Source organism: Stenotrophomonas sp. INTA L402-1 (genome assembly GCF_059295135.1).
This window is the reverse complement of record NZ_JCAFWP010000040.1, coordinates 1-22,686: the sequence shown is the minus strand read 5'-3', so window position 1 is coordinate 22,686 and position 22,686 is coordinate 1. Positions and strand designations below refer to the sequence as shown.

Here is a 22,686-nt window from a genome sequence, read left to right as displayed (position 1 = left end):
GGTCGGGTCTCTCAGGCCTCGGCGGCCGGGGTTTCGCGCAGCTGGCGGTACACCGCCGAAAGCTGGGACACGTCTTCGGCGGAGAACAGCAGCTTCAGCGCCGGCGAGACTTCGTGGCGGTCTTCCTGGCCGCTGAGGCGGGTCAGGATGTGGTTGTCCTTCATCTTCTGCACCGCCGAGGCGACGCGGCGGTTGAAGCCGGCGCGGTCGGTGGACAGGTTCTTCTCGTAGATGGCCAGCGCTTCGGCCATCTCGGCGTCGGCGACCACCGCGCGGTTGCCGCGCGCATCGGCCTCGGCCAGCTGCTGGCGCAGGTACAGCAGCAGCACCGAGTCGATGAAGGTCAGCGGCGAGGTGCGCAGCAGCACCGGCGCATCCACGTCTTCGGTGTCGGCCTGGCGGGTGAACGCCACGCCGCTGTCGCGGTCCAGCACCAGTTCCAGGAACAGGTCGGCCAGCGCCGAACGGATGGCGGCTTCGCTGCGGATCAGTGCCGGCCACAGTTTGGCGTGGCGCAGCTGGTCGATGCTGGGGCCGATCAGCAGCTGGCACAGCGCGCGGCGCGCATCCAGCGGCAGGCGCCCGGTATCGCCGAGGTAGTACACGTCGTTGCCACGGCGGGGCTGCGCCACGGCCGCCACCGGCTCGGCTTCGTAGGCGTCTTCCGCCACGTCGGCCTGCGGTGCGTCGATGGGATCTTCATGCCAGCTCATGGCGTCTCTCCTGGGTAAACCAAACCAGCGGGATGCGGGCGCGACGGATCTGGCCGTCGCCACCACGCCATTCGGCAAGCTCCTGCTCGCCGGCGACCACGTTGCCGAAGCGCGTGCCCAGCGACAGATAGCCGATGACGCTGCCAAGACCCTGCGGCGCCTCGCGCTGCGACAGGGCCTGGGCGATGCTGAGCCGCGGCTGTGCATCGAGCAGGTCGTGCAGGTCACGGCGCAGGGTGCGGAAGTCGATTTCGGACGAAGCGACCAGATCGCCGACGCTTTCCAGGCTGATCGCGGCCGCGTCGTTGTACTCGACGTTGCCATCGACCTGGGCACTGCGTGGATCGTGCAGCCTCCACTGCGACCACGAGCGCAGGCGGCTGGTGGTCAGCTGCAGGTCACGGCCGATGCCGCGCTGTGCGGGGAACTCGTCGCGCAGGGCCAGTGCTTCGGACTGCGCCTGCTTCAGCAGCTGGTTGAGGCGGCGCTGTTCCAGGTAGCCACGGCTCTGCACGAAGCCGCGCAGGCTGCGCGCGAAGTTCTGCAGCACATCGTGTACCTGGCCACCGCGCTCGAGCATGGTGCTGGTGAAGCCACGCAGGAAGTTGCGCTCGTTGCGGTCCAGGCGGCGCGCAAAGCCACGCGCCAGCACCGCTTCCAGCGCAGCATCGAGCTGGGCGCTCTGTTCGGCGTCGTTGAGCAGGCGCCAGAACGCCTGGAAGCTGCGGCCGGCATCGCTCTCGCCGATCACATCCACGCCTTCGAACAGCTGCGACAGCACATCGCCGCGCTCGCCCTCATCGTCGATGATGCGTTCGCGGAAATCGCGGTTGAGCTGCTCGAAGTCGTCGCGCACGCGGCGGAAGTCCTCGGTCAGCTCGTCGGCCAGGCCGATGATCTGGCGCGCACGTTCCAGCGCGCGCTTGCCATCCAGCGCGATCACGCGGCCAGCGCCGACGCGGGCGATCTCGGCGTCGATGCGGTCGCGCTCGTCGCGCAGCGCCGACAGGCGCGCATCCGGATCGGACTCGGTCTGCGCGGCCAGCTGCGAGAGCTGTTCGATGACCAGCGCCAGGCGGCTTTCGGTGGCAGCCACGCGGGCCTGCTCGAGGCCGTCGGCGAAGCGGATGGCCTGCAGCGCCGCCGTCGACAGTTCGTACTGCTCCTGGTCGGCACCTTCGGGCAGGCGGCGCTCCAACCAGCCCTGGGCCAGCCAGTGCGCGATGTAGGCCTGCGCGGTACGCGGCAGGTCGCGCGACAGTTCGTCGCCGTTGAGCTGGTCCAGCGCACGTTGCAGGCGCTCGTTGAGCACCGACGACGACAGCGTGCGCTCGCCGTCCATCAGCAGCCCCTGCAGCAGGCCGATGATTTCCGGAGCGTGGTCGGCGGCGAGCAGCTTCCACTGGGGCTGTTCGCGCAGATGGCGGTAACGGGAGATGCGTTCGCGATGCTTCATGCAGCGAAAGAGGTCTGTTGGGCTGACAGGGACGAGCCGCCACGCACGGCTGCCGCGCGGGCAGCCGTGGGCATGCCGGCCCGCAGCGGCCGGCGGGGTGCGGGCAAGCGGCTCAGCGCTTGCCGCCCACTTCGATGAAGCGCAGGAACTCGGCGCGGGTACGCGCGTCGTCGCGGAAGCTGCCCAGCATCTTCGAGGTGACCATGCTGACGCCGCGCTTGTGGATGCCGCGGGTGGTCATGCATTCGTGGGCGCCTTCGACGACCACGCCGACACCGATCGGCTGCAGCACATCCTGGATGCACTGGGCGATCTGCGCGGTCATCTTCTCCTGCACCTGGAAACGGCGGGCGTAGGCTTCGACGACGCGGGCCAGCTTGCTGATGCCCACCACCTTGCCGGCCGGCAGGTAGCCGACGTGCACGCGGCCGATGATCGGCGCCATGTGGTGCTCGCAGTGGCTTTCGTACTCAATGTCGCGCAGGACGATCAGTTCGTCGTAGCCGGCCACTTCCTCGAAGGTCCGCTCCATGTAGGCGCGGGGGTCGTCGCGGTAACCGCTGAACCAGTCGCCATAGGCTTCGGCGACACGGCGGGGGGTATCCAGCAGGCCTTCACGGGACGGGTCCTCACCGGCCCAGCGCAGCAGGGTGCGCACGGCATCCTCGGCCTGGTCCTGGGTCACGTCGCCCTGCGGGGCGGCCTTTTCGTTGTTCTTGCTCATTGCGTACAGCGTCCCGAACGGGGGGCGAGCATCGTACCCGACCGGGGGGTGGGTCGTCCTGTTGGGACGGTTCATCGGGGGGTCGTTGTTGGCGCGTCGTTGCTGTCGGCCTGGAGGGGGAGAGGGGGCTGCGCAGGACACGCCGTAAACCCGTCCTTGGGGGCTCGATGGCCCCATCCATGGCGCCAACGGTCCTGCGCAGCCCCCTCTCCCCCTCCTTGACGGTTTCCTGCGGGCGCGGCCGGACCACCCGAAAGCGGGGGCAAAAGCTGGGGTTCATGGCTCCGGAAGCACCGCGCGCTGCGGCATTGGTGGGTGCGGACCGTTGGTCCGCACTGCTTCTGCTTCTGCCTTTAAAGAGCCAACCCACCGCGCCCGCGGGGTGATGGGCAGGCAGCGGGGGTCGGGCGGGGCAGGACCGTCCGCGGCATGGATGCCGCGGCCGAGCCCCCAAGGATGGGTTCACGGCGTGTCCTGCCCCGTCCGGCCCCCGCTGCCCCACCCGTAGCAACGTGGCGCAACGCTTTACTCAACACACTCGCCCATTCATAAAAATCCATTGATAGGAATGAAATTAGTAGTATCCTATCTATCTCTTATGGACCGACCCCTCGACGAACGCACCGTGCTGCAGATGCAGCTCAGCTCCGGCCTGCTTTACGCAGGGCGGCAGTGGCAGCGCCTGGCCGACAGCCGGCTCGGCAGCTACGGCATCTCCACCGCCTGCACCATGCCCCTGCTGATGATCGGCCGCTCCGGCGGTGGCATCCGCCAGGTGGCGCTGGCCCAGCAGCTGGGCATGGAGGGTCCTTCCCTGGTCCGCCTGCTGGACAAGCTGTGCGCCAGCGACCTGGTCCGCCGCGAGAGCGACGCCAGCGACCGCCGCGCCAACCTGCTGTGGCTGACCGACGCGGGACACGCGCTGGTCAGCGAGCTGGAAGACCAGTTGATCGGCCTGCGCCAGGACGTGTTCGGCGAGCTTTCCATGGATGAACTGCACGCCGTGCTGAAGGCATGGCGCCTGCTGGCCGAGGCCGCCGACCGCATCACGTAAGACCGCTGCCCCCGAATACCGCCGCTGCCGTGCACACGCCAGCGGCTTTTACCCGTTGCTGCTGTTTCGTTGTTCCTCCCCTCCCCCACCTCGCCCCCGCCCCTACCGATGCCCGGTGAATTCAGTCTCCACGGAGTGTTCGTCCCGACCCTGCTCGGGTTGATGTTGTTGGCCTATCTGGTCAACAGCGGCCTGCACGCGCTGCTGCAGCGTGCCGGCGCCTATCGCCATGTATGGCACCCGGCGCTGTTCAACCTGGCGCTGTACGGAATCGTGCTGGGCCTGCTGTTCCACCTCCTGCGTTGGATGCAATCGTGAACAAGATCGTGAAGAAGACCCTGCCGGTGCTGCTCACCAGCGCAGCCGTGATCGTCGCCCTGCTGGTGCTACGCCAGCTGTGGGTCTATTACATGGATGAGCCGTGGACCCGCGATGCCCATGTCGGCGCCGACGTGGTGCAGGTGGCGCCGGACGTATCCGGGCTGGTGGAAACGGTGCAGGTGGCCGACAACCAGGCGGTGAAGAAGGGCGACCTGCTGTTCGTGGTCGACCGTGCCCGTTACCGCATCGCGCTGGAGCAGGCCAAGGCCAGCCTGGGCGAGCGCCAGGCCTCGGTGGCACAGCTGCGCCGCGAGATCGGCCGTGACCGCAGCCTGCAGGACCTGGTCGCCGCCGAGGACGCCGAAGTGCGCCGCGCCAAGCTGCAGGCCGCACAGGCCGCGCTGGCCACCGCACAGGCGGCGGTCGACTTGGCCGAGCTCAACCTGGGGCGTACCGAGGTGCGCGCGCCGGCCGACGGCCGGGTCAACGACCGCACCATGCGCGTGGGCGACTACGTGGTGGCCGGCAAGCCGGTGCTGGCGCTGCTGGATACCGGCTCGTTCCGCATTGATGGCTACTTCGAGGAAACCCGCCTGCGCGGCGTCGCCCCGGGACAGCGCGTGGACATCCGCCTGATGGGCGAATCGACCCCGCTGCGTGGCCATGTCGAAAGCATCGCCGCCGGCATCGAGGACCGTTACCGCAGCAATGGCAGCACCCTGCTGCCGAACGTGACCCCGGCCTTCGACTGGGTGCGCCTGGCCCAGCGCATCCCGGTGCGCATCGCCATCGACGAGGTGCCCAAGGGCGTGGAACTGATCGCCGGCCGCACCGCCACGGTGACCGTGGACACCGGCCGCCATCCGCACAACGACAAGGCCGGCACCGCGCCGACACAGGCGGGCCTGTGAACGCCGCCCTGCCCCGTCTCGGCCTGATCGTCGCGCTGGCCAGCCTGGCCGCGTGCAGGACCGTCGGCCCGGACTATGCATTGCCGGAAGGCTCGGCGTTCAAGCGCCCGCAGGCCAATGCCGCCTTCATCGATACCCAGAACCCGCAGATCGCCGCCAACCAGGCGCTGCCCGACCGCTGGTGGTCGCTGTACAACGACCCGGTGCTGGATGGCCTGATCACCCAGGCGCTGCGCGACAACGTGGAGCTGAAGGCCGCCGATGCGCACCTGCGTCGTGCGGCGGCGGTGTACGAACAGGCGCTGGACGCCGGTGGCTTCGAGTACGAGGCCGAGGCCGGGGTCAGCCGCGCACAGCTGTCGGCCGAATCTTTCCTGCAGGAACACGAGCTGCCAGTGATCAACCTGGCCGATGGCAAGTTCGCGGTCAGCTACCAGTTCGACCTGTTCGGCAAGCTCAAGCGCGGCGCCGAAGCGGCCCGTGCCGACGAGCAGTCGGTCGCCGCAGCACGCGACCTGGCTCAGGTCAGCGTGGTCGCGCAGGTGGCCGACAGCTATCTGGAAATCTGCCACGCCAACCACGAACTGCACGTGGCCGAGCATTCGCTGCAGCTGCAGCAGCGCAGCCGCAGCGTTACCGAGCGCCTGATCGCGGCCGGCCGTGGCACGCCGCCGGAACTGGCCCGCGCCAATGCCCAGGTGGCGCTGCTGGAAGCTGCACTCCCGCCGCTGCAGGCGCAGCGCTCTGCCGCCGCCTATTCGCTGGCCGCGCTGCTGGGGCAGACCCCGGGCCAGCTGCCGGCCGGTGTGATCGACTGCGCGCACGCCCCCAGCCTGACGCAGCCGCTGCCGGTCGGTGATGGCCGTGCACTGCTGCAGCGTCGCCCGGACGTGCGCCAGGCTGAGCGCAAGCTGGCCTCGGCCACGGCGCGGATTGGCGTGGCCACCGCCGAGCTGTATCCGGACATCCGCCTGGGGGCCTCGCTCGGTGCCGCTGGCCTGCTCGAGGACTTCGGCACGCCGATGACCCAGCAGTGGTCAATCGGCCCGCTGATCTCGTGGACGCTGCCGTCGTCCGGCACGCACGCACGCATCCACGCCGCCGAAGCCGGTGCCGATGCCGCGCTGGCCGAGTTCGACCACACCGTGCTGCAGGCGCTGCGCGAGACCCAGACCGCGCTGGACCGCTATGCGCAGGACCTGCGCCGCCTGCAGTCGCTGCGCATCGCGCAGGAGCAGGCCGCACTGGCCGCCGAGCAGAACCGCCGGCTGTACCAGGGCGGCCGCACGCCGTACCTGTCCAGCCTGGATGCCGACCGCAGCCTGGCCACCAGCGATGCCACCCTGGCCGCCGCCGAAGCGCAGGTCTCGCGCGACCAGATCCACCTGTTCCTGGTGCTGGGTGGTGGCTGGCAGGCCAGCGCCGCCGCGCCCAACGCCTCGACAGCAGCGAAGTAAGCCATGAACGCGCTGACCGACCGCCAGGCCTGGCTGTTCTCGATCAAGACCTACCTGGCCGCGGTGGCCGCGCTGTACATCGCCATGGCCGGCAACCTGTCGCGCCCGTACTGGGCGATGGGCACGGTGTACATCGTCAGCCAGCCGCTACTGGGCCCAACCCGGGCCAAGGGCGTGTACCGCATCGTCGGCACCCTGGTGGCCGGCCTGGCCACCCTGCTGGTGCTGCCGGCTCTGGTGGAGACGCCGCTGGTGCTGAGCGCGGCAATGTCGATCTGGCTGGCCGGCTGCCTGTTCATGGCCCTGCTCAACCGCGGGCCGCGCGGCTACGCGTTCCTGCTGGCCGGCTACACCACCGCCTTCATCGGCTTCCCGGCGGTGACCTCGCCGGAAACCATCTTCGACACGGTGGTGGCACGCAGCGAGGAGATCATCCTCGGCACGGTGGTGGCGGTGCTGTTCGCGTCGCTGCTGTTCCCGGCCTCGGTACGTCCGATGCTGCGCGCGCGCATCGGCAACTGGATGGAGGACGCTGCGCAGTGGTGCCGGCAGATCCTTGAACGTGGCCGCGCGCATGCGCCGCGCAACCGGCTGGCCGCCGACCTGGTGCAGTTCGAGGCGCTGATCGAGTTCCTGCGCCGCGATGATCCACGCCATGCCGGTTCGGCGGTGTCGATGGAGCGCCTGCGCGAGCGCATGCTGCTGCTGTTGCCGGTGCTGTCCTCGATTGCCGACCGCCTGAGTGCGCTGCGCAGCGACGGACTGGCCCTACCGGAAGGGCTGCCGTCACTGGTCGACGATATCCACGACTGGCTGGACGGGCCGACCAACGCCAGCGAGTACGCCCGCCTGCGCGCGCGCATCAGCGCACTGAAGCCGCAGGTGGACCGCGACCTGCAGCACCTGCAGCTGGCCAGCCTGCTGCTGCGCCTGGAGGAACTGGTGGACCTGTGGCAGGACTGCCGCACGCTGCAGCACGCGATCGACCACGGCACCGCGCCGCTGGACCGCGCGCACTACCGCATCCGCACCGAACGCGTGGCCGCCGACAAGCACGTCGACTACGGCATGGCGCTGTTCTCCGCGCTCAGTGCCGGCGTGGCGCTGTTGAGCTATTGCGTGCTGTGGATCGCGCTGGGTTGGGAAGGTGGTGGCAACGGCGCGATGATGGCCGCGGTGACCGCTGCATTCTTCGCTGCACAGGACGACCCGGCACCGAGCATGGTGTCGTTCCTGGTGTGGGCGATGGTCGCCTCGGTGGTGGCCGGTGTGTACCTGTTCGGCGTGTTCCCGGCGGTGCACGACTTCGGCCTGCTGGCATTGGTGCTGGCGGTGGCGTTCCTGCCGCTGGGCTTGATGCTGCACCACCCCAAGAGCGCGCTGTTCGCGTTGCCGTTGACGGTGAACCTGGCCGCGCTGCTGAGCCTGCAGAACACCTACAGCGCCAACATCCAGACCTTCCTCAACTCGTCGATTGCGATGTTCATCGGCATTGGCTTTGCGGTGGTGATGACCCGCCTGTTCCGCTCGGTGGGTGCCGAGTGGACCGCACGCCGGCTGGTGCGGCAGGGCTGGACCACGCTGGCCGAAGCCGCCGAAGGCCACGGCCAGCAGGACCGCCAGCGCTTCGCCGCACGCATGCTCGACCTGCTGGGCCTGCTCGCGCCGCGCCTGGCGGCGACGCCAGAGGGCAGCGACATCGCCTCGGTGGACATGCTCAACGAAGCGCGCATCGGCCTGAACATCCTGCAGCTGCGTCGCGCACGGCTGGAACTGCCCGAACGCAGCCGCGAAGCGGTCGAGCACATCCTGGAAGAAATCGCCGTGCATTACCGCCGTCAGATCGCCGCGCACAAACCGATTGTGGCGGCCGAGGCGCTGCGGGAGCGGCTGGATACCTCGCTGGGCCGGGTCGGCAGTGTGGCCGCCTGCAAGGCCCGCGATGAAGCCCTGATGGGCCTGATCGGCCTGCGCTTCGCGCTGTTCCCGGAGGCGAAGGCATTGGCGCCGGGGTTGGCGATGCGCACAGCGACGCAGCCGTAGCGCGCTACCCTGTGCGTCCACAGACTCCGCGCAGGGGTCAGAGCCCTCTCCTGCGGAGAGGGATCCGACCCTGGCGCTGCAACAGGACGGTTCAATGAGTTACGACATGATGGTGTTCGAGGCCAGCGCCGCCCCGCGTGAAGCGGCGGCCTTCATCGCCTGGTTCGAGAAGCAGACGCAGTGGAACGAGCGCCACGAGTACGACGACCCGGCGGTGAGCAGCCCGGCGCTGCAGGCGTGGTTCGCGGAGATGGCACAGGAATTTCCGCCAATGAACGGGCCGTTGAGCAATGACGACGATGATCGTGCTGAGGTGACCGAGTACAGCATCGGTAGTCAGGTGATCTACGGCGCGTTCGCCTATTCGGTGGCCGAGCGCGCGCATGGCCGCGTGCAGGACCTGGCCGAGAAGCACGGCGTGGGCTTCTTCGACGTGAGTGCTGATGAAGCAGCCATCGTGTTTCCGGATGGCCTGGTACTGATCGCGTAGATCCACGCCATGCGTGGATGAACGCCGAAACGGCCGAAGCGCGCCGTTGTAGAGTCGAGCCATGCTCGACTCCATGGCCCATCAGCCGAGCATGGCTCGGCTCTACATTATTGCGGCGCAGTCGAGCATGGCTCGACTCTACAGGGGGCGCATCGCGCCCGTTTCAGAACAACGTGCCCTGCACCGTGGGCTGTTCAATGCGCGCCGGTGCTTCAGCCACCGCTTCCGCGCCCAGCCGCCAAGCCAACCCACCCAATCGGCTGGCATGGCGCTTCAACGCCGCCTGCAGCACGTCGGCGCTGCCGGCCACATGCAGCACCCGGCGGGCGCGGGTCAGGCCGGTGTAGACCAGTTCGCGTGACAGCACACGGCTGTCCTGGCGTGGCAGCTGCAACCACACTTCATCGAACTCCGAACCCTGCGCCTTGTGCACGGTCATCGCAAAGGCGCTTTCGTGCGCGGGCAGTGCGGCCGGGTGGAAGGCGCGTGGCTGGTCGACGCTGTCTCCGGGGAACCAGGCCACCATCGCGCCGCTGCCATCGCGCAGGCAGATACCGATATCGCCGTTGAACAGGCGATGACGGTAGCTGTTCTCGGTGACCAGCAGCAGGCGACCCTGGAAGTAGCCGGGGGTGTTGCCGGCCAGCAGCTGTTCGATGCGGCTGTTGAGCCCGCGCGCGCCCTGCGGGCCTTCGCGCAGTGCGGTCAGCACGCGCAGGCGCCCGGCCTGCTGCAGGGCAAGCACTGGATCGGCCACGTCGGCCAGTGCACGCCAGTGGCCCAGCAGGTGCTCGCGCTGGCCACGCAGCGGATCGGCTTCGCCTTCGTGGAAATGCACGCCGGCCAGTTCACCACTGCGCAGCAGCTGCAGCGCGGTGCTGCTGTCGCCCTCGCGCACGGCATGGGCCAGCGGTGCCAGGTCCAGCGCATTGCTCTGCCGGTAACCGCGCTGCAGCTGCACGCGGCGCCCGGCGAAGGCGCGTGGTGCCGCCTGCGGCTGCAGCGTGGCCGGAAGCAGCAGATCATGCAGTGCCTGCGCGTCATCGGCGCGGGTGCCGATGCCATCACCGCTGGCGCGCAGGATCGCACTGAGCACGTCGCCGGCCTCGACCGAGGGCAACTGATCGGGATCGCCGAGCAGGATCAGCCGGGTGCCGCTGGCGATCGCGTCGACCAGCTTGGCCATCATCGGTAGATCGATCATCGAGGCTTCGTCGACCACCACCACGTCCACCGGCAGCGGATTGTCGGCGTGGTGGCGGAAGCGCGGTGAATCGGGAATCACGCCGAGCAGGCGATGCAGGGTGGTGCCGGTACTGGGCAGCGCCGTGCACAACGCCGGGTCCAGTCCTTGTTCCTGCAGCCGTTGCACGGCCACACGAAGGCTCTCGGCCATGCGCTCGGCGGCACGCCCGGTGGGCGCGGCCAGCGCCACCTCGGGCAGCGGCTGGCCGGCGTGCCGGGCCTGCGCGGCCAACAGCAGCAACAGGCGCGCGATGGTGGTGGTCTTGCCGGTGCCGGGGCCGCCGGTGACCAGCGCCAGCGGATGGCGCAGGGTCACGCCGGCGGCGCGTGCCTGATGATCTTCGCTGCCCGATGCCTGCGGGAACAGCTGCGCGAACAACGGTGCCAGCGCGGCCATGTCCGGTGCCGGCAGCGGATGCCGGCCGATGCGCTGCAGCCCAGCCGCCAGCTGACGCTCGTACTCGCGATAGCGGCGCAGGTAGAGCAGGCCGTTTTCCAGCACCAGCGGTGCATCCTCGGCGATGGCATCGGCCTGCTCGGGTGTCGCCACCCAGGGCGACGCACGCAGCTGCGCCAGCCAGTCCTGCGCAGCAGGCCACTCGGGCACGCCTTCCAGCAGCCGCTGCGGTTGTGCCGGATCGAACGCAGCGTGGCCCTGCGACACCGCCAAAGAAGCCAGGGCGGCCGCCAGCGCCACGCTCTCGGGCGTGTCGTCGCGCAGCCGCTGCAGGCTGGTCGCCAGTGCATGGTCGAGGGTGCGCAGCTGACCCTTCTGATGCAGTTCCTTCAGCAGGCTCATGCGCTGGCTCCACGGGCACGTGCGGCCAGTTCGGCCTGGGCCTGTTCGCCACCGGCGAACAATGCATCCAGCGCATCCACCAGCGCCAGCGGGAAGCGGTCCACATGCACGCCGTTGCCGGCGGCATCCAGGCCGCGGCAGAACAGGTAGCGGATACCGCCCATGTCGCGCTCGTAGTCGTAGGCCGCACCCAGGCGGAAACGCAGCCAGCGATGCAGGGCCACGGTGTAGATCAGTGCCTGCAGGTCGTACTCGCTGTGGCGCATGGCAATGGCCAGCAGCTCCGGGCTGTAACCGGGCAGGCGGTTGGACTTGTAGTCGAGCACGTACCAGCGCCCGTCGCGCACATAGGTCAGGTCGATCATGCCGGTCATCAGCCCTTCCAATCGGCGGCGCTGGCCGAAGCCGCGTCGCGTGCTGGAAACACCGTGCGCATGCAGCACCTGCAGCAGCGCCGGCACCGTGGTCGGCTCGATGGCGAAATGGAAGTCGATTTCCGCGCGACGCTCGCCTTCACCCAGGCTGTGCAGCGCGCCGCCTTCGGGTAGCGGCACGGTGAGCGTGTGGCCCACCAGCGGCACCAGCACCGCCACGCCATCGTCCAGGTCGGCATCGGCATAGCCTTCGTCGTGCAGCGCCTTGCGCAGCACCTGGGCCTGGCCCTCAGGAGCTTGCAGACCTGGCTGCCAGTCACCCCATGCGGCGAAGTCGACGTTCTCCATCGCTTCGTGCAGCACGTTGCCGAAGCGACTGCCCATGAAGCGCGGGTCGACCGGTGTGCTGTCCTCGGCCGCCGCAGCGGGCTCCGGCAGCGCGGGCTCCAGCGGTAGTTCCGGGCCGACCGGTTCATCGGCGGCCGGTGCCGGCAGCTCGGTGGCGGCGGCCTCGATATCACCCCCAGCGCCCGCATCGGCATGCGCCAGCTGAGTGAAGCTGTACACCCACCAGTCGTGCGGGACGCGTCGGGTCAGGGCACGCACCGCCGGAAGATCACCTTCCACTTCGGCCGCCAGCTGCGGCAGCGCGGCCGCTGTCTCGCTGTCATCGATGTGCACGTCGGCATGCGCGCGCAGCGCCTGCAGGTCGCCCAGCAACGGCGCCAGCCGTGTCCTGCCGAGCCCGGCCAGATCACCCACGGCGATCCACAACGCGTGTTCGGCGCGGGTCAGGCCGACATACAGCAGGCGCGCATCCTCGGCGCGCTGCTCGCGCTCACGTTGGCTGCTGGCCGCTTCCCAGGCCTCGTCCTTGTCCAGCTTCCAGTGCAGCTGGCGCTGGCCGCCGACGTGTACGGTGCAGTGCGAGGCGGTGTTCGGTGCGCCGCCGTCGATGCCGACGAACGGCAGGAACACCAGCGGATATTCCAGGCCCTTGCTCTTGTGCAGGGTGATGATCTGTACGCGGCGCGCATCCGATTCCAGGCGCAGCAGCTGTTGCTCGTCATCCTGGTCAGCGCTGGCCATCTGCCCCTGCAGCCAGTCCAGCAGGCCGTGCATGCCGAGCGCCTGCGCCGAGGCTTCCTGCAGCAGTTCGCCCAGCTGCAGGTAATTGGTCAGGCGGCGCTCGCCATCGATCAGCGCCAACAGGCGTTCACCCTGCGCGGCACAGACGTCGGCGATTACTGCGAACGGTCCGCCGCGCTGCCAGCGCTCACGCCAGTGCAGCAGTTGTGCCTGGAACTCGCGTTGCAGGTCGCCCTCGCGTTCCATCGCCGCGATCGCACTGGCCCGCTGGCCAAGCAGCACGGTGGCCAGCACCGCACGCAGACGGCCTTCGTCGGCCGGTTGCAGCAGTGCCAGCAGCAGCGCACGGAGATCACGCGCTTCAGGGGTGGAAAACAGGCTCTGCTTGCCGGCCGCCACCGCGGGGATGCCGACCGCTGCCAGCGCGCGCTGCACCAGCGTGGCCTCGCGATGCGAGCGCACCAGCACCGCGATATCACCGGGTTGAACCGGGCGCCCACGCAACACGGCATTGCCCGCACGCGCCTCGACCAGGATCTGGTGAATCGCAGCCACGCAGGCCTGGGTCGCGGTATCACGCGAGGCGTCCGCACTCATCGCCTTGTCACCGCCACTGCGCAGCACGCGCAGGGTGAGTGCCGCGGCGGCATGGCCATCACGCTGGTAGTCCTCGTCGATGCGCACGCCGCCGGGCCGCACCGGCTCGAACTGGATGTCGCGTTCGAGGAAGGCGTCTTCGCCACCGTTGTCGTACAGCGCCTGCAACGCACGCAGCACAGCCGGTCGCGAGCGGAAGTTCTGGTCCAGCACCGGCGCCTGCTGTGCCACCTGCTTGGCCTTCAGGTAGGTGTGGATATCACCGCCGCGGAAGCCGTAGATCGCCTGCTTGGGGTCGCCGATCAGGAACAGCGCCGGTGGCAGGCCGAGTTCACGCACCTCCGGCGAATCGCCGAACACGGTGTGGAAGATGCCCCACTGGCGATCGTCGGTGTCCTGGAACTCATCGACCAGCGCGATGCGGTACTGCGCACGCAGTTGTTTCACCAGTGTCAGCCGTTGCGGGCCTTCCAGTGCCAACGCCACGCCATCGATCAGGTCGTCGTAGGTCTGTACCCGGCGCGTGCGCTTCAGCGCCTGCAGGCGCTGCGTGGCTTCGGCGCGAAGCGCGTGCAGGAAGTTCAACGCGGTACCACGCAACCAGGCATCGCGTTCGGCCAGCAGCGCGACATAGCGCGCCAACGGCGCCTGCAATGGCGACGATGGCGTGCGATCGGGGAATTTCTTGTTGGTCTTGTCGGCCAGCACCTCCGGCAGCAGTGCCGGCAGGCGCTCGCTGGCCAGCATCTCGCGCGGGTCGCCGCGCTCAGCCCAGGCCAGCAGCTGTCGGCCCAGCGGGTGCAGCCAGCCCAGCTTGTAGGACACGCCGTTGATCCACTTGTTGTCGACGGCATCGCAGAGGTCGATGAAGAACTGCTCGCCATGCTCGCGAAGCGCCTGCTGCAGTTCGGCGGCGGTGGCCTGCAAGGCCGGGTGTGGATCAGCCAGCGTCACCGGCTGTGGCAACGGGTGCAGGGGCGGCGTGCCCAGCAGCGCGCGCAGATCGGCGGCCAGCGCGTCCGGGTTGGACCACAGCCAGGTCAGCGGCTCCAATGTGGCCGGGTCATTGGCATGCACGCGCCACAGATCAGCGGCCAGCTCCTCCAGCAGTTCACGATCGCTGGCCAGCAGTTCCGGCGGATCAAAGGTATGGCCGCTTTCCAGTGCATGCTCGCGCAGCACGCGGGTGCAGAAGCCATGGATGGTGAAGATGGACGCCAGATCGATCTCGTCGGCAGCCACCTGCAGGCGGCGTTTCAGTGCGACCGCGCTCTCGGTTCCGCCCTGTAGATGGCGCTGCAGTACCTCGCGGGTCAACCGCAGGTCTGGCGCTTCGCCCTCGGCCGGTTCCAGATCGACCAGGCGCGCGGCCAGCGCCAGGCGCTCGCGGATGCGCTTGCGCAGTTCCTGGGTGGCGGCATCGGTGAAGGTCACTGCCAGGATCTGGCCGATACGCAGGCCCTGCTCCACCACCAGGCGGGTGAACAGCGTGGCCAGGGTGAAGGTCTTGCCGGTGCCTGCGCTGGCTTCAATCAGGCGGATGCCGTCCAGCGGCAGGGCCAGGTAGGGATCGCCCGCCATACGCCGGGTTTCCTGATCAGCGATGGCGGTGTTCATGCGTTGCCCTCCTGGCGTGTTTCGGTACCGAGAGTGCGGCCTTCGCGCACCGCGCTGAAGACCACCTGGCTGTTGCGCAGCAGCTCGGCATAGCTGGCATCGGTGGCAAACGGGTCGGCACCGCGCAGCAGCAGCTGCCAGGCGTCGCTGCTGGATTCACCCCAACTGCGGTCGCTGCCATGCCACTGCTTCCAGCCTTCGCTACGCTGTTTTTCTGCCGACGCGTTGTACAGCACCCAGCCGGTATACGGGGCAAAGCGCAGCGGCTCACGCAGGCCGCGCTGGCGCAATTGCAGCAGCGCGCGCAGCGCGGCGCGTGCAGCGGGGGCGCTCAGTGCTGGCAGCACATGCGGGCCAGGCCCGGCGTCACCGCCATCGTGGAACTGCACCAGCGGCAACGCATCGCCGGCGGCGTTGGCCAGCAGCCAGTCCAGGCCCTGGCGGATCACTGCATTGCCATTGAGGGTACCGGCGCGCAGGCGCACCAAGCCCTCGGGATGCCGATCGGCCACGCGGCCATGCAGGCGCACGCCGTCGATGTCCACTTCGTAGCGACGGCTTTCCAGCGGTTCGCCTTGCATCCAGCCCAGCAACGCACTGGCATACGGGCGCGTCTTCAACTGCTCCCCCTCGAACTGGCGCTCGCCCAATGGGCCGGACGGCAGCAGGCCGCGCGCGCGCAGCCGCGGGTACAACGGCTCGGTATCGCCGCTGAGCGTGGCACGCACCACCGCCGCCTGCACGCTGCGCTTTTCCGGGCCGCGCGATGACAGCACCAGCGGTTCCAGGTCATCGACCTCCTCGACATCGTCGGCCAGGCGCAGGCCCAGCGACTGTGCGAGGAACTGTCCGGCCGGGTCGCACAGGAAACGGCGCAGGGTATCGAGTGCGACCTCGTCCTCCACTGCGTCATCGAGCGGCGGCGGCAGCGGTGCGTCGAACCAGGGCTGCAGTCCACCGCGCTGGCCGGTGAGGCGACCGGCCGCCGGATGCCACTGGCGGCGATAGCTGAAGCGGCGTGGGTCGCCGTCACCGAACGCGGCGGGCGAGAACGGCTGCAAGGCATGGCGCACGGTGAAGTCGCGGACCGCCGCAGGCGGATCGAGGTGATACGCAGCGGCGGCATGGATCAGTTCACTGACCAGCACCGACGGCTCGCGCACGCTGCCATCGCGCGGATCGGCACCGAGGTAGCTGAGGTAGAACACCTCCTGCGCGGCGGCGAACAGCTGCAGGAACAGGAAACGGTCGTCTTCGCGGGTGGAGCGGTCGCCCGGTCGGCGGCGCGGCGTGTCCAGTTCGGCGGTGAGCTGGTTGAGACCGGCCGCCGGGTCACGGCGCGGGAAATCGCCATCATTGAGGCCCAGCACGCAGATCACCCGGAACGGCAGCAGGCGCATCGGCACCATGCGGCCGAAACTGATGCCACCGGTCAGCAGCGGTGCGCGCGTATCGGCCTCGCCCAGCGCGCCGGCGAAGTGCGCACGCACCACCTCCGGCGGCACACCTTCCGCGAAGCCGGCCTTGGCAGCATCCTCGGCGAACTGGTTGAGCAGCTTGCGCAGGCGCTCCAGGGCACGCTGGCTGTTGGGTGAACTCGGCGCGGTGGGCAGCAGTGCATCCAGCAACGACAGCAGGCGCTGTCGCCACTGCGCCGGGGTCAGCAGTTCGCCCAGACGGCGCTGGTAGATGGCCAGCACGCGCAGCAGGCGCAGCAGCCGGTCCAGCGCGTCCAGCGCGCCGCCTTCCAGTTCGATCCACGGTGCGACACCGGCCAGGTCGGCCTCGCTGCCGGTGGCATGGCCGAGCACCAGGCGATCCAGCGCGAACTGCCAGGTGTAGGCGTCGTCCGCCGGCGCCTGGTGCTGGTGGCGGTGCTTCGCATCCAGGCCCCAGCGTGCACCGGCCTGCTGCAGCCAGCCATGCAGGCGGTCGAAGTCCACCGCTTCCAGCCCGGCCGCTTCGGCCAGCGGCGCGCTGGCCAGCAGGTCCAGCACTTCATTCAGGCCAAAGCGCGAGACAGGCAGGCCCAGCAGGTGCACGAACACATCAGCCAGCGGTTCACCGGCCAGCGGGCTGCTGTCGGCCAGCGCATAGGGGATGTGCTCCTCCTCGCCACCACGGCCGCCGAACACCGCTTCCAGGTACGGCACGTAGGGATCGATGTCCGGCGCCAGCACCGCGATCTCGCGCGCCTGCAGCGGCGGGTCGAAGCGCGGATCCTGCAGCAGGCTGCGCAGCTGGTCGTGCAGCACCTGCAACTCGCGCAGGCGGGTATGGCAGGCGTGTACCTGCAGGCTGGGGTCGTCGCTGCGAAGCCCGTCACGCAGCTCACCCGAGGGCAGTGCGCGGCGGTGGAACAGGTCACGCTGCAGGCGATGCAGCAGGCTGTCGGACAGGCCGCCTTCGTCCAGGGTCGGCCGGGTGTCGTCCTCCGGATCGGAATAGGCGGCGATTTCGCCGGCCGGGTGCACCACCTCGTAACTGCCCAGCACCGCCATGAAGTCGCGCCCGGCCGCGCCCCAGGCTTCCAGCAGGCGGTTTTCGCCGGCTGCTTCGCCGAAGGGATCGGGCGCGCCGCTGCGCAGGCGCTCGGCCAGGGTCTGCAGATCGCCCCAGTACGACTGCACCGGGGTGGGCATATAGAAATGCAGCTCGCCAACACGTGCCTGGGTGGCCATCACCCGCAGCACATCGGGCGATATGTTGAGCGTCGCGAACGCAGACATGCGCGGTGGCAAGCCCTTCGGCAAGGGTTGGCCGGCCCCTTCGAAACGGTCCAGGTATTCCTGGATGCGGCGCGCGCGGTAGTCGTGGCCGTGGGTGATGGTGCGCCACAGGATCGCCTGCGGATCGGACGGATCGGCACCGGCCGCCCAGCGCAGCAGCCAGTCGCGGCGCCACGCCTGGTACTTCTCGAACACCGAGGCCAGCTCGCCAGCCAGCGCCCACGGCTTCAATGCGTCATCGCCGGCAAGATAGGACTGCAGCGCGCGCATCGGTGGCTGCGCCAGCAACGCCGGGTCGCGCAGGGCCTGGTACAGCTTCCAATGCAGGCCGGCCGCGTCCAGGTCGTCCTGCTCGCCGCTGACGTTGGCCTTCAGCGCGCGCGCCACGAACTCACCCGGGGTGAGGAATTCGAGGTTCGCAGCCACACCGAACTCGGCGGCCAGTGTCGCTTGCAGCCAACGCCGCATCGCTACCTGCGGGATCAGCACCACTTCCGGTGCCAGCAGCGGCTGGCCAGGAACGGGCGCCCGCACATTGCGCGCCAGCAGCGCGGCCAGCACGTCCAGGGAGTTGGAATGGTAGAGGCGGAAATCGCTGCCTGGGTCACTCATCATGCACAGTGTGCAGGACAGCAGGCAGTATTCAATGGTTGGGCCGCCAGCGGTACGGATTGTTCCGGGACGCCGGCCGATTGTCCCGGCCTCCGCCGAGGCTTGTCGTGCAACAATACTGCACCGTCCAGTCTGCTTATGTTCAGCCGACGGGCCCGATCCTTCGATGTCTAAAAAACGTTAATGGTGCCCATGTCGGCTTCCACCTCCAGTCTGGTGCAGTTATCCAACGTCCGCATCGACCGGAGCGGACGCACGATCCTGCGCGACGTGTCGCTGCAGGTGCCCAAGGGCAGCATCACCGCCGTTCTGGGTCCGTCCGGCAGCGGCAAGTCGACCCTGCTGGCGGCGCTGACCGGCGAACTGCGCCCGGTCGCCGGCGAGGTCACCCTGTTCGGCAAGCCGATTCCGCATGACAGCGGCGCGCTGCTGGAAATGCGCAAGAGCGTGGGCGTGCTGCTGCAGGGCAATGGCCTGCTGACCGACCTCACCGTGGCCGAGAACGTGGCGCTACCGCTGCGCACCCACACCCGCCTGCCCACTGCGGTACTGCGCCGGCTGGTGCAGATGAAACTGCATGCGGTGGGCTTGCTGGCCGCCGCCGATGCCTGGCCGCGTGAGCTGTCCGGCGGCATGGCGCGCCGCGTGGCGCTGGCCCGCGCGCTGGCACTGGACCCACCACTGATGATCTACGACGAGCCGCTGACCGGGCTGGACCCGATCGCCTCGGGGGTGATCATGAGCCTGATCCAGCGCCTCAACCACAGCCTGGGCCTGACCAGCATCATCGTCAGCCACCACGTGCACGAGACCCTGCCGATCTGCGACCAGGTGATCGCGATCGCCAATGGCGGCATCGTGTTCCAGGGCACGCCCGAGGCACTGCAGTCCAGCCAGGACCCTCTGCTGCGGCAGTTCCTGCACGGTCAGCCCGATGGCCCCATCCCGTTCGATGCCGCGCCGCGCGCGAGGGTCGCCTGATGCCGTTCGTTCAAGCCACCCGCTCGCTGGGTCGTGCCGGCCTGTTCTCGCTGACCGTGCTGCGCGGTTCGCTGCCGACCCGTGATTTCCTGGCCGAGTTGACCCGCGAGATCTACAAGATCGGTGCGCGCTCGCTGCCGATCATCGCCGTCGGCGGTGCCTTCGTCGGCCTGGTGCTGACCCTGCAGGGCTACCGCACGCTGACCACCTTCGGTGCGGCCGACGCACTGTCGACCCTGCTCGGGCTGTCGCTGTACCGCGAGCTGGCACCGGTGCTGACCGCGCTGCTGTTCATTGGCCGCGCTGGCAGCTCGATCGCCGCCGAACTGGGCCTGATGCGTGCCACCGACCAGATCAAGGCGCTGGAGCTGATGGCGATCGACCCGGTGGCCAAGGCGGTGGCGCCGCGCTTCTGGGCGGCGGTGCTGACCGTGCCGCTGCTGACCGGCATCTTCTGTTCGCTTGCAATCAGTGCCAGCTACTTCGAAGCGGTGCACGTGCTGGGCCTGGACAACGGCGTGTTCTGGTCGGCGTTGCGCAACAGCGTGGACTTCTGGGACGACTTCGGCGTGGCAATGCTGAAGTCGGCGATCTTCGGCGGCACTGCCGCGCTGGTTGCCGCCTATGTGGGTTTCCACGCCGAGCCGACCATTGAAGGCACTTCGGTGGCGACCACCCGTGCGGTGGTCAACGCTTCACTGCTGGTGCTGATGTTCAACTTCGTGCTGTCGGCAATGTTGTTCACCTAACCCCTCCACCGGCGGTGCGCAGGCGCGCGCGGCCACAACGACTCGATCAGGTAATCCACATGGCCATCCGCGGTCCCAGACTCGAATTTTCCGTCGGCGCCTTCCTGCTGCTGGCCCTGGCCTCGCTGATGGTGCTGGCCGTGGCCTCGACCAACCAGCGCTGGAGCTGGGGCAGCGAAGGCTACGACCTGAAGGCACGCTTCTCCCAGGTCGGCCAGCTGCGCAAGCAGGCGCCGGTGAAGATCGGCGGCGTCACTGTCGGCCAGGTCGCTTCGATCGACCTGGACCCGGTGAAGTTCGAATCGATCGTCACCCTGCGCATGGACAGCAAGGTCAAGGACCTGCCGGCGGACACCTCGGCCGGCATCTTCACCAGCGGTTTGCTCGGCGAGAGCTATATCGGTCTGCAGCCGGGCGGTGATCCGGACGTGCTGAAGGCCGGTGACGAGATCGTCTTCACCCAGCCGGCGGTGGACCTGATCCAGCTGGTCGGCAAGTACATGTTCAGTGGCGGTGCCGGTGGCGGCGCTGCTCAGAAGCCCAACGATGGCGCGCAGGCGCCTGCAACGGAACCGCAACCATGAAGATGAAACTGATCCCGGCCCTGCTCGCCTCGGCGCTGCTGGCGGCCACCCCGTTCCTGGCCCAGGCCCAGGCCGCTGCGCCTGCCGCTGCCGCAACGCAGAGCCAGGCCGGCAAGGTGGTGATCGATGCCAGCAGCCGCATCCTGTCCACGCTGCAGCAGCGCAAGAGCGAGTTCACCAGCAACCCGGCCAGCCTGCGCAGCTACATCGACAGCGAGCTGACCCGCACCTTCGACCGCGACTACGCCGCGCGCCTGGTGCTGGGCCCGCACGCCCGCGGCGCCTCCGACGCCGACATCAAGCTGTTCGCCGATGCCATGGCCGACAGCCTGATGCAGCGCTACGGCTCCACCCTGCTCAACATCCAGGGCAAGCCGAGCTTCCGCCTGAAGGGTGAAAGCCCGCTGCCGGGCAATCGTGGCGTGCGCGTGAGCACCGAACTGGTGCGCGCCGGCAACGAACCGACCCCGGTCGAGTACTGGATGCGCAACGTGAACGGCCAGTGGAAGATCTTCGACGTCAACATCGAAGGCATTTCCTACGTGCAGACCTTCCGCAACCAGTTCGATACCCCGCTGCGCCAGAAGGGCATCAAGCAGGTGGCCAACGAACTGCACAGCGGCAGCATGCAGGCCGGGCCCGCGGGCAATGGCAAGTAACGCACTGGCGCTGCTGGAAGGCGACACCCTGCGCCTGCGCGGGGTGCTCGACCGTGCCGCGGTGATCGCGCTGTGGCCGCAGCTGCAGGCCCTGCCGGCAAAGCTGTCACGGCTGGAGCTGGGTGAGGTCGAACGCGTGGACAGCGCCGGCCTGGCGCTGCTGGCCGAGCTGGCCGCACGTGCGCGCAAGAGCGGTCACCCGCTGGCAGTCTCCGGCGCGCCGGCCGGCTACAACGAGCTGAGCGCAGCCTACCGGCTGTCGCCCGACCTGGATTTCAACGCTACTTCTGCTGCGAGCTGACATGAACGTCGTACGCACTTTCCCCCTGATCGTCCTGGCCACCGCCCTGACCGCCTGCGCCGGCAAGCCCGCACGCAGCGATGCGCCCGCAGCCAGCACCGTGGTCCCGGCCAGCACCATCGCCGAGGCCTCTGCCGCCACCGCCGATACCGCTACGGTCGATGCCGCACCGGCAACAGCCGTGGTTGCCGCACCTGCGCCGGCCACGCCGCCATCCGCACCGGCCCGCAGCGCCGACACCGATGCGGCCAGGGCCGCGGCGGCGACCGCCCCCGGTGGTGACGACGACTTCGATGCCCTCTACGGCGGTGCCGGCAACACTGGCAGCGCGGCAGCCTACGATCCGTGGGAACCGTTCAACCGCAAGGTGCACACGTTCAACAACGCGGTTGACCGTGGCATCGCCCGCCCGCTGGCCACGGCCTACACCCACGTGGTGCCGCGCTTCGCCCGCACCGGCGTCAGCAACTTCTTCAGCAACCTGCGCGCACCGGTGACCATCACCAACCAGCTGCTGCAGGGCCGTGGTGCCGATGCGTGGGACAGCCTCGGCCGCTTCCTGATGAACAGCACGCTGGGTATCGGCGGCCTGTTCGATCCGGCCAGCAAGGCGATGGTGCCGCGTCGCAATGAGGACTTCGGGCAGACCCTGGGTGCCTGGGGCTGGCGTCGTTCGCGTTACGTGGAACTGCCGTTCTTCGGCCCTCGCACCGTGCGCGATGTGTTCGGCCTGGCCGGTGACATTCCGCTGTCGCCGATCCGCCGCATCGAAGAGGACAAGATCCGCATCGGCCTGCAGGGCATGCAGCTGGTCGATACCCGCGCGCAGCTGCTGGCGATCGACGACCTGCGTGACACCGCCGTGGACGAGTACTCGCTGGTACGCGATGCGTGGATGCAGCGCCGCAACTACCAGATCGAGAACGATCTGCGCAGCAAGCGCGACCGTGGCCACGACGATGCCAATTCGCCGATCCCGGTCGATGCGATGCCGATGCCGCAGTGGACGCACTGAGTCCGGTCTGCAGCGCATGAAAAACCCCGGCCAGCGCCGTAATGCTGTTCACTTAAGCAGCTGAGCCAATCAGAATCCGATGCCAGTCTTCTGGCATCGGATTTTTTGTGCCCATCCAACAGCAACTGCTCGACCTTGGTGACCTGTTCAATTTCTCCGACCTGAG

18 protein-coding genes are annotated in these 22,686 nt (G+C 68.7%); 12 read left to right on the top strand and 6 right to left on the bottom strand.

Annotation, left to right across the window (positions count from 1 at the left end):
- Window positions 1-11 precede the first annotated feature (11 nt).
- The 3 genes from AC5O77_RS18530 to folE all read right to left on the bottom strand — a co-directional run bounded on the left by AC5O77_RS18530 (window position 12) and on the right by folE (window position 2,893).
- Window positions 12-713: a DUF4194 domain-containing protein gene (locus AC5O77_RS18530; protein ID WP_087924080.1), complete on the bottom strand. Its 702-nt coding sequence runs from the start codon at window positions 711-713 to the stop codon at window positions 12-14.
- On the bottom strand, window positions 700-2,169 hold the full coding sequence (locus AC5O77_RS18525) for a DUF3375 domain-containing protein (protein WP_121504949.1): 1,470 nt from the start codon (window positions 2,167-2,169) through the stop codon (window positions 700-702). Before AC5O77_RS18525 ends, AC5O77_RS18530 begins: the two co-directional genes overlap by 14 nt.
- Before the next feature lie 112 nt (window positions 2,170-2,281).
- Window positions 2,282-2,893 carry a GTP cyclohydrolase I FolE gene (gene folE, locus AC5O77_RS18520; RefSeq protein WP_004141296.1) on the bottom strand — a complete coding sequence of 204 codons (612 nt, stop codon included), beginning with the start codon at window positions 2,891-2,893 and terminating at the stop codon, window positions 2,282-2,284.
- Between the two features lie 598 nt (window positions 2,894-3,491).
- Between folE and AC5O77_RS18515 the strand changes: the two genes are divergently transcribed.
- The 6 genes from AC5O77_RS18515 to AC5O77_RS18490 all read left to right on the top strand — a co-directional run bounded on the left by AC5O77_RS18515 (window position 3,492) and on the right by AC5O77_RS18490 (window position 9,169).
- Window positions 3,492-3,947, top strand: a complete 456-nt coding sequence (locus AC5O77_RS18515; RefSeq protein ID WP_012481667.1) for a MarR family winged helix-turn-helix transcriptional regulator — start codon at window positions 3,492-3,494, stop codon at window positions 3,945-3,947.
- 108 nt (window positions 3,948-4,055) lie between these two features.
- The gene (locus AC5O77_RS18510) at window positions 4,056-4,265 is read left to right on the top strand and encodes a DUF1656 domain-containing protein (RefSeq protein WP_010487502.1); all 210 of its coding nucleotides are present in this window, start codon (window positions 4,056-4,058) and stop codon (window positions 4,263-4,265) included.
- Window positions 4,262-5,179, top strand: coding sequence for an efflux RND transporter periplasmic adaptor subunit (locus AC5O77_RS18505; protein ID WP_049400358.1), 918 nt, complete (start codon window positions 4,262-4,264; stop codon window positions 5,177-5,179). The genes AC5O77_RS18510 and AC5O77_RS18505 overlap by 4 nt, the downstream gene beginning before the upstream one ends.
- Window positions 5,176-6,636, top strand: a complete 1,461-nt coding sequence (locus AC5O77_RS18500) for an efflux transporter outer membrane subunit (RefSeq protein WP_478058765.1) — start codon at window positions 5,176-5,178, stop codon at window positions 6,634-6,636. The genes AC5O77_RS18505 and AC5O77_RS18500 overlap by 4 nt, the downstream gene beginning before the upstream one ends.
- 3 nt (window positions 6,637-6,639) lie before the next feature.
- Window positions 6,640-8,679, top strand: a complete 2,040-nt coding sequence (locus AC5O77_RS18495; protein ID WP_478058763.1) for an FUSC family protein — start codon at window positions 6,640-6,642, stop codon at window positions 8,677-8,679.
- 94 nt (window positions 8,680-8,773) lie between these two features.
- Entirely contained in the window at window positions 8,774-9,169 is a 396-nt protein-coding gene (locus AC5O77_RS18490; protein WP_049446855.1) for a hypothetical protein, read from the top strand.
- Between the two features lie 163 nt (window positions 9,170-9,332).
- Here AC5O77_RS18490 and recD read toward each other — a convergent pair whose 3' ends face one another.
- From recD to recC, 3 genes are read right to left on the bottom strand one after another with little or no spacing between them, the layout of a single operon-like run.
- Window positions 9,333-11,213, bottom strand: a complete 1,881-nt coding sequence (gene recD / locus AC5O77_RS18485) for an exodeoxyribonuclease V subunit alpha (RefSeq protein WP_478058762.1) — start codon at window positions 11,211-11,213, stop codon at window positions 9,333-9,335.
- Complete coding sequence (recB, locus tag AC5O77_RS18480) at window positions 11,210-14,890, bottom strand: exodeoxyribonuclease V subunit beta (protein WP_478058761.1); 3,681 nt, start codon at window positions 14,888-14,890, stop codon at window positions 11,210-11,212. The genes recD and recB overlap by 4 nt, the downstream gene beginning before the upstream one ends.
- Entirely contained in the window at window positions 14,887-18,234 is a 3,348-nt protein-coding gene (recC, locus tag AC5O77_RS18475) for an exodeoxyribonuclease V subunit gamma (RefSeq protein WP_478058759.1), read from the bottom strand. Before recC ends, recB begins: the two co-directional genes overlap by 4 nt.
- Before the next feature lie 189 nt (window positions 18,235-18,423).
- Here recC and AC5O77_RS18470 point away from each other — a divergent pair, with 189 nt between their 5' ends.
- From AC5O77_RS18470 to AC5O77_RS18445, 6 genes are read left to right on the top strand one after another with little or no spacing between them, the layout of a single operon-like run.
- A complete protein-coding gene (locus AC5O77_RS18470; RefSeq protein WP_010487485.1) occupies window positions 18,424-19,212 on the top strand; it encodes an ABC transporter ATP-binding protein in 789 nt (262 codons plus the stop codon).
- Window positions 19,212-19,961, top strand: coding sequence for an MlaE family lipid ABC transporter permease subunit (locus tag AC5O77_RS18465; protein ID WP_005414955.1), 750 nt, complete (start codon window positions 19,212-19,214; stop codon window positions 19,959-19,961). Before AC5O77_RS18470 ends, AC5O77_RS18465 begins: the two co-directional genes overlap by 1 nt.
- Window positions 19,962-20,020: 59 nt before the next feature.
- On the top strand, window positions 20,021-20,545 hold the full coding sequence (mlaD, locus tag AC5O77_RS18460; protein WP_010487482.1) for an outer membrane lipid asymmetry maintenance protein MlaD: 525 nt from the start codon (window positions 20,021-20,023) through the stop codon (window positions 20,543-20,545).
- Window positions 20,542-21,204 (top strand): MlaC/ttg2D family ABC transporter substrate-binding protein, encoded by a 663-nt coding sequence (locus tag AC5O77_RS18455; protein ID WP_010487479.1) that lies wholly within the window; start codon window positions 20,542-20,544, stop codon window positions 21,202-21,204. The genes mlaD and AC5O77_RS18455 overlap by 4 nt, the downstream gene beginning before the upstream one ends.
- Entirely contained in the window at window positions 21,194-21,505 is a 312-nt protein-coding gene (locus AC5O77_RS18450; protein WP_032128488.1) for an STAS domain-containing protein, read from the top strand. The genes AC5O77_RS18455 and AC5O77_RS18450 overlap by 11 nt, the downstream gene beginning before the upstream one ends.
- A gap of 1 nt (window position 21,506) precedes the next feature.
- Complete coding sequence (locus AC5O77_RS18445; protein WP_049420935.1) at window positions 21,507-22,520, top strand: MlaA family lipoprotein; 1,014 nt, start codon at window positions 21,507-21,509, stop codon at window positions 22,518-22,520.
- The last annotated feature ends 166 nt before the right edge of the window (window positions 22,521-22,686 follow it).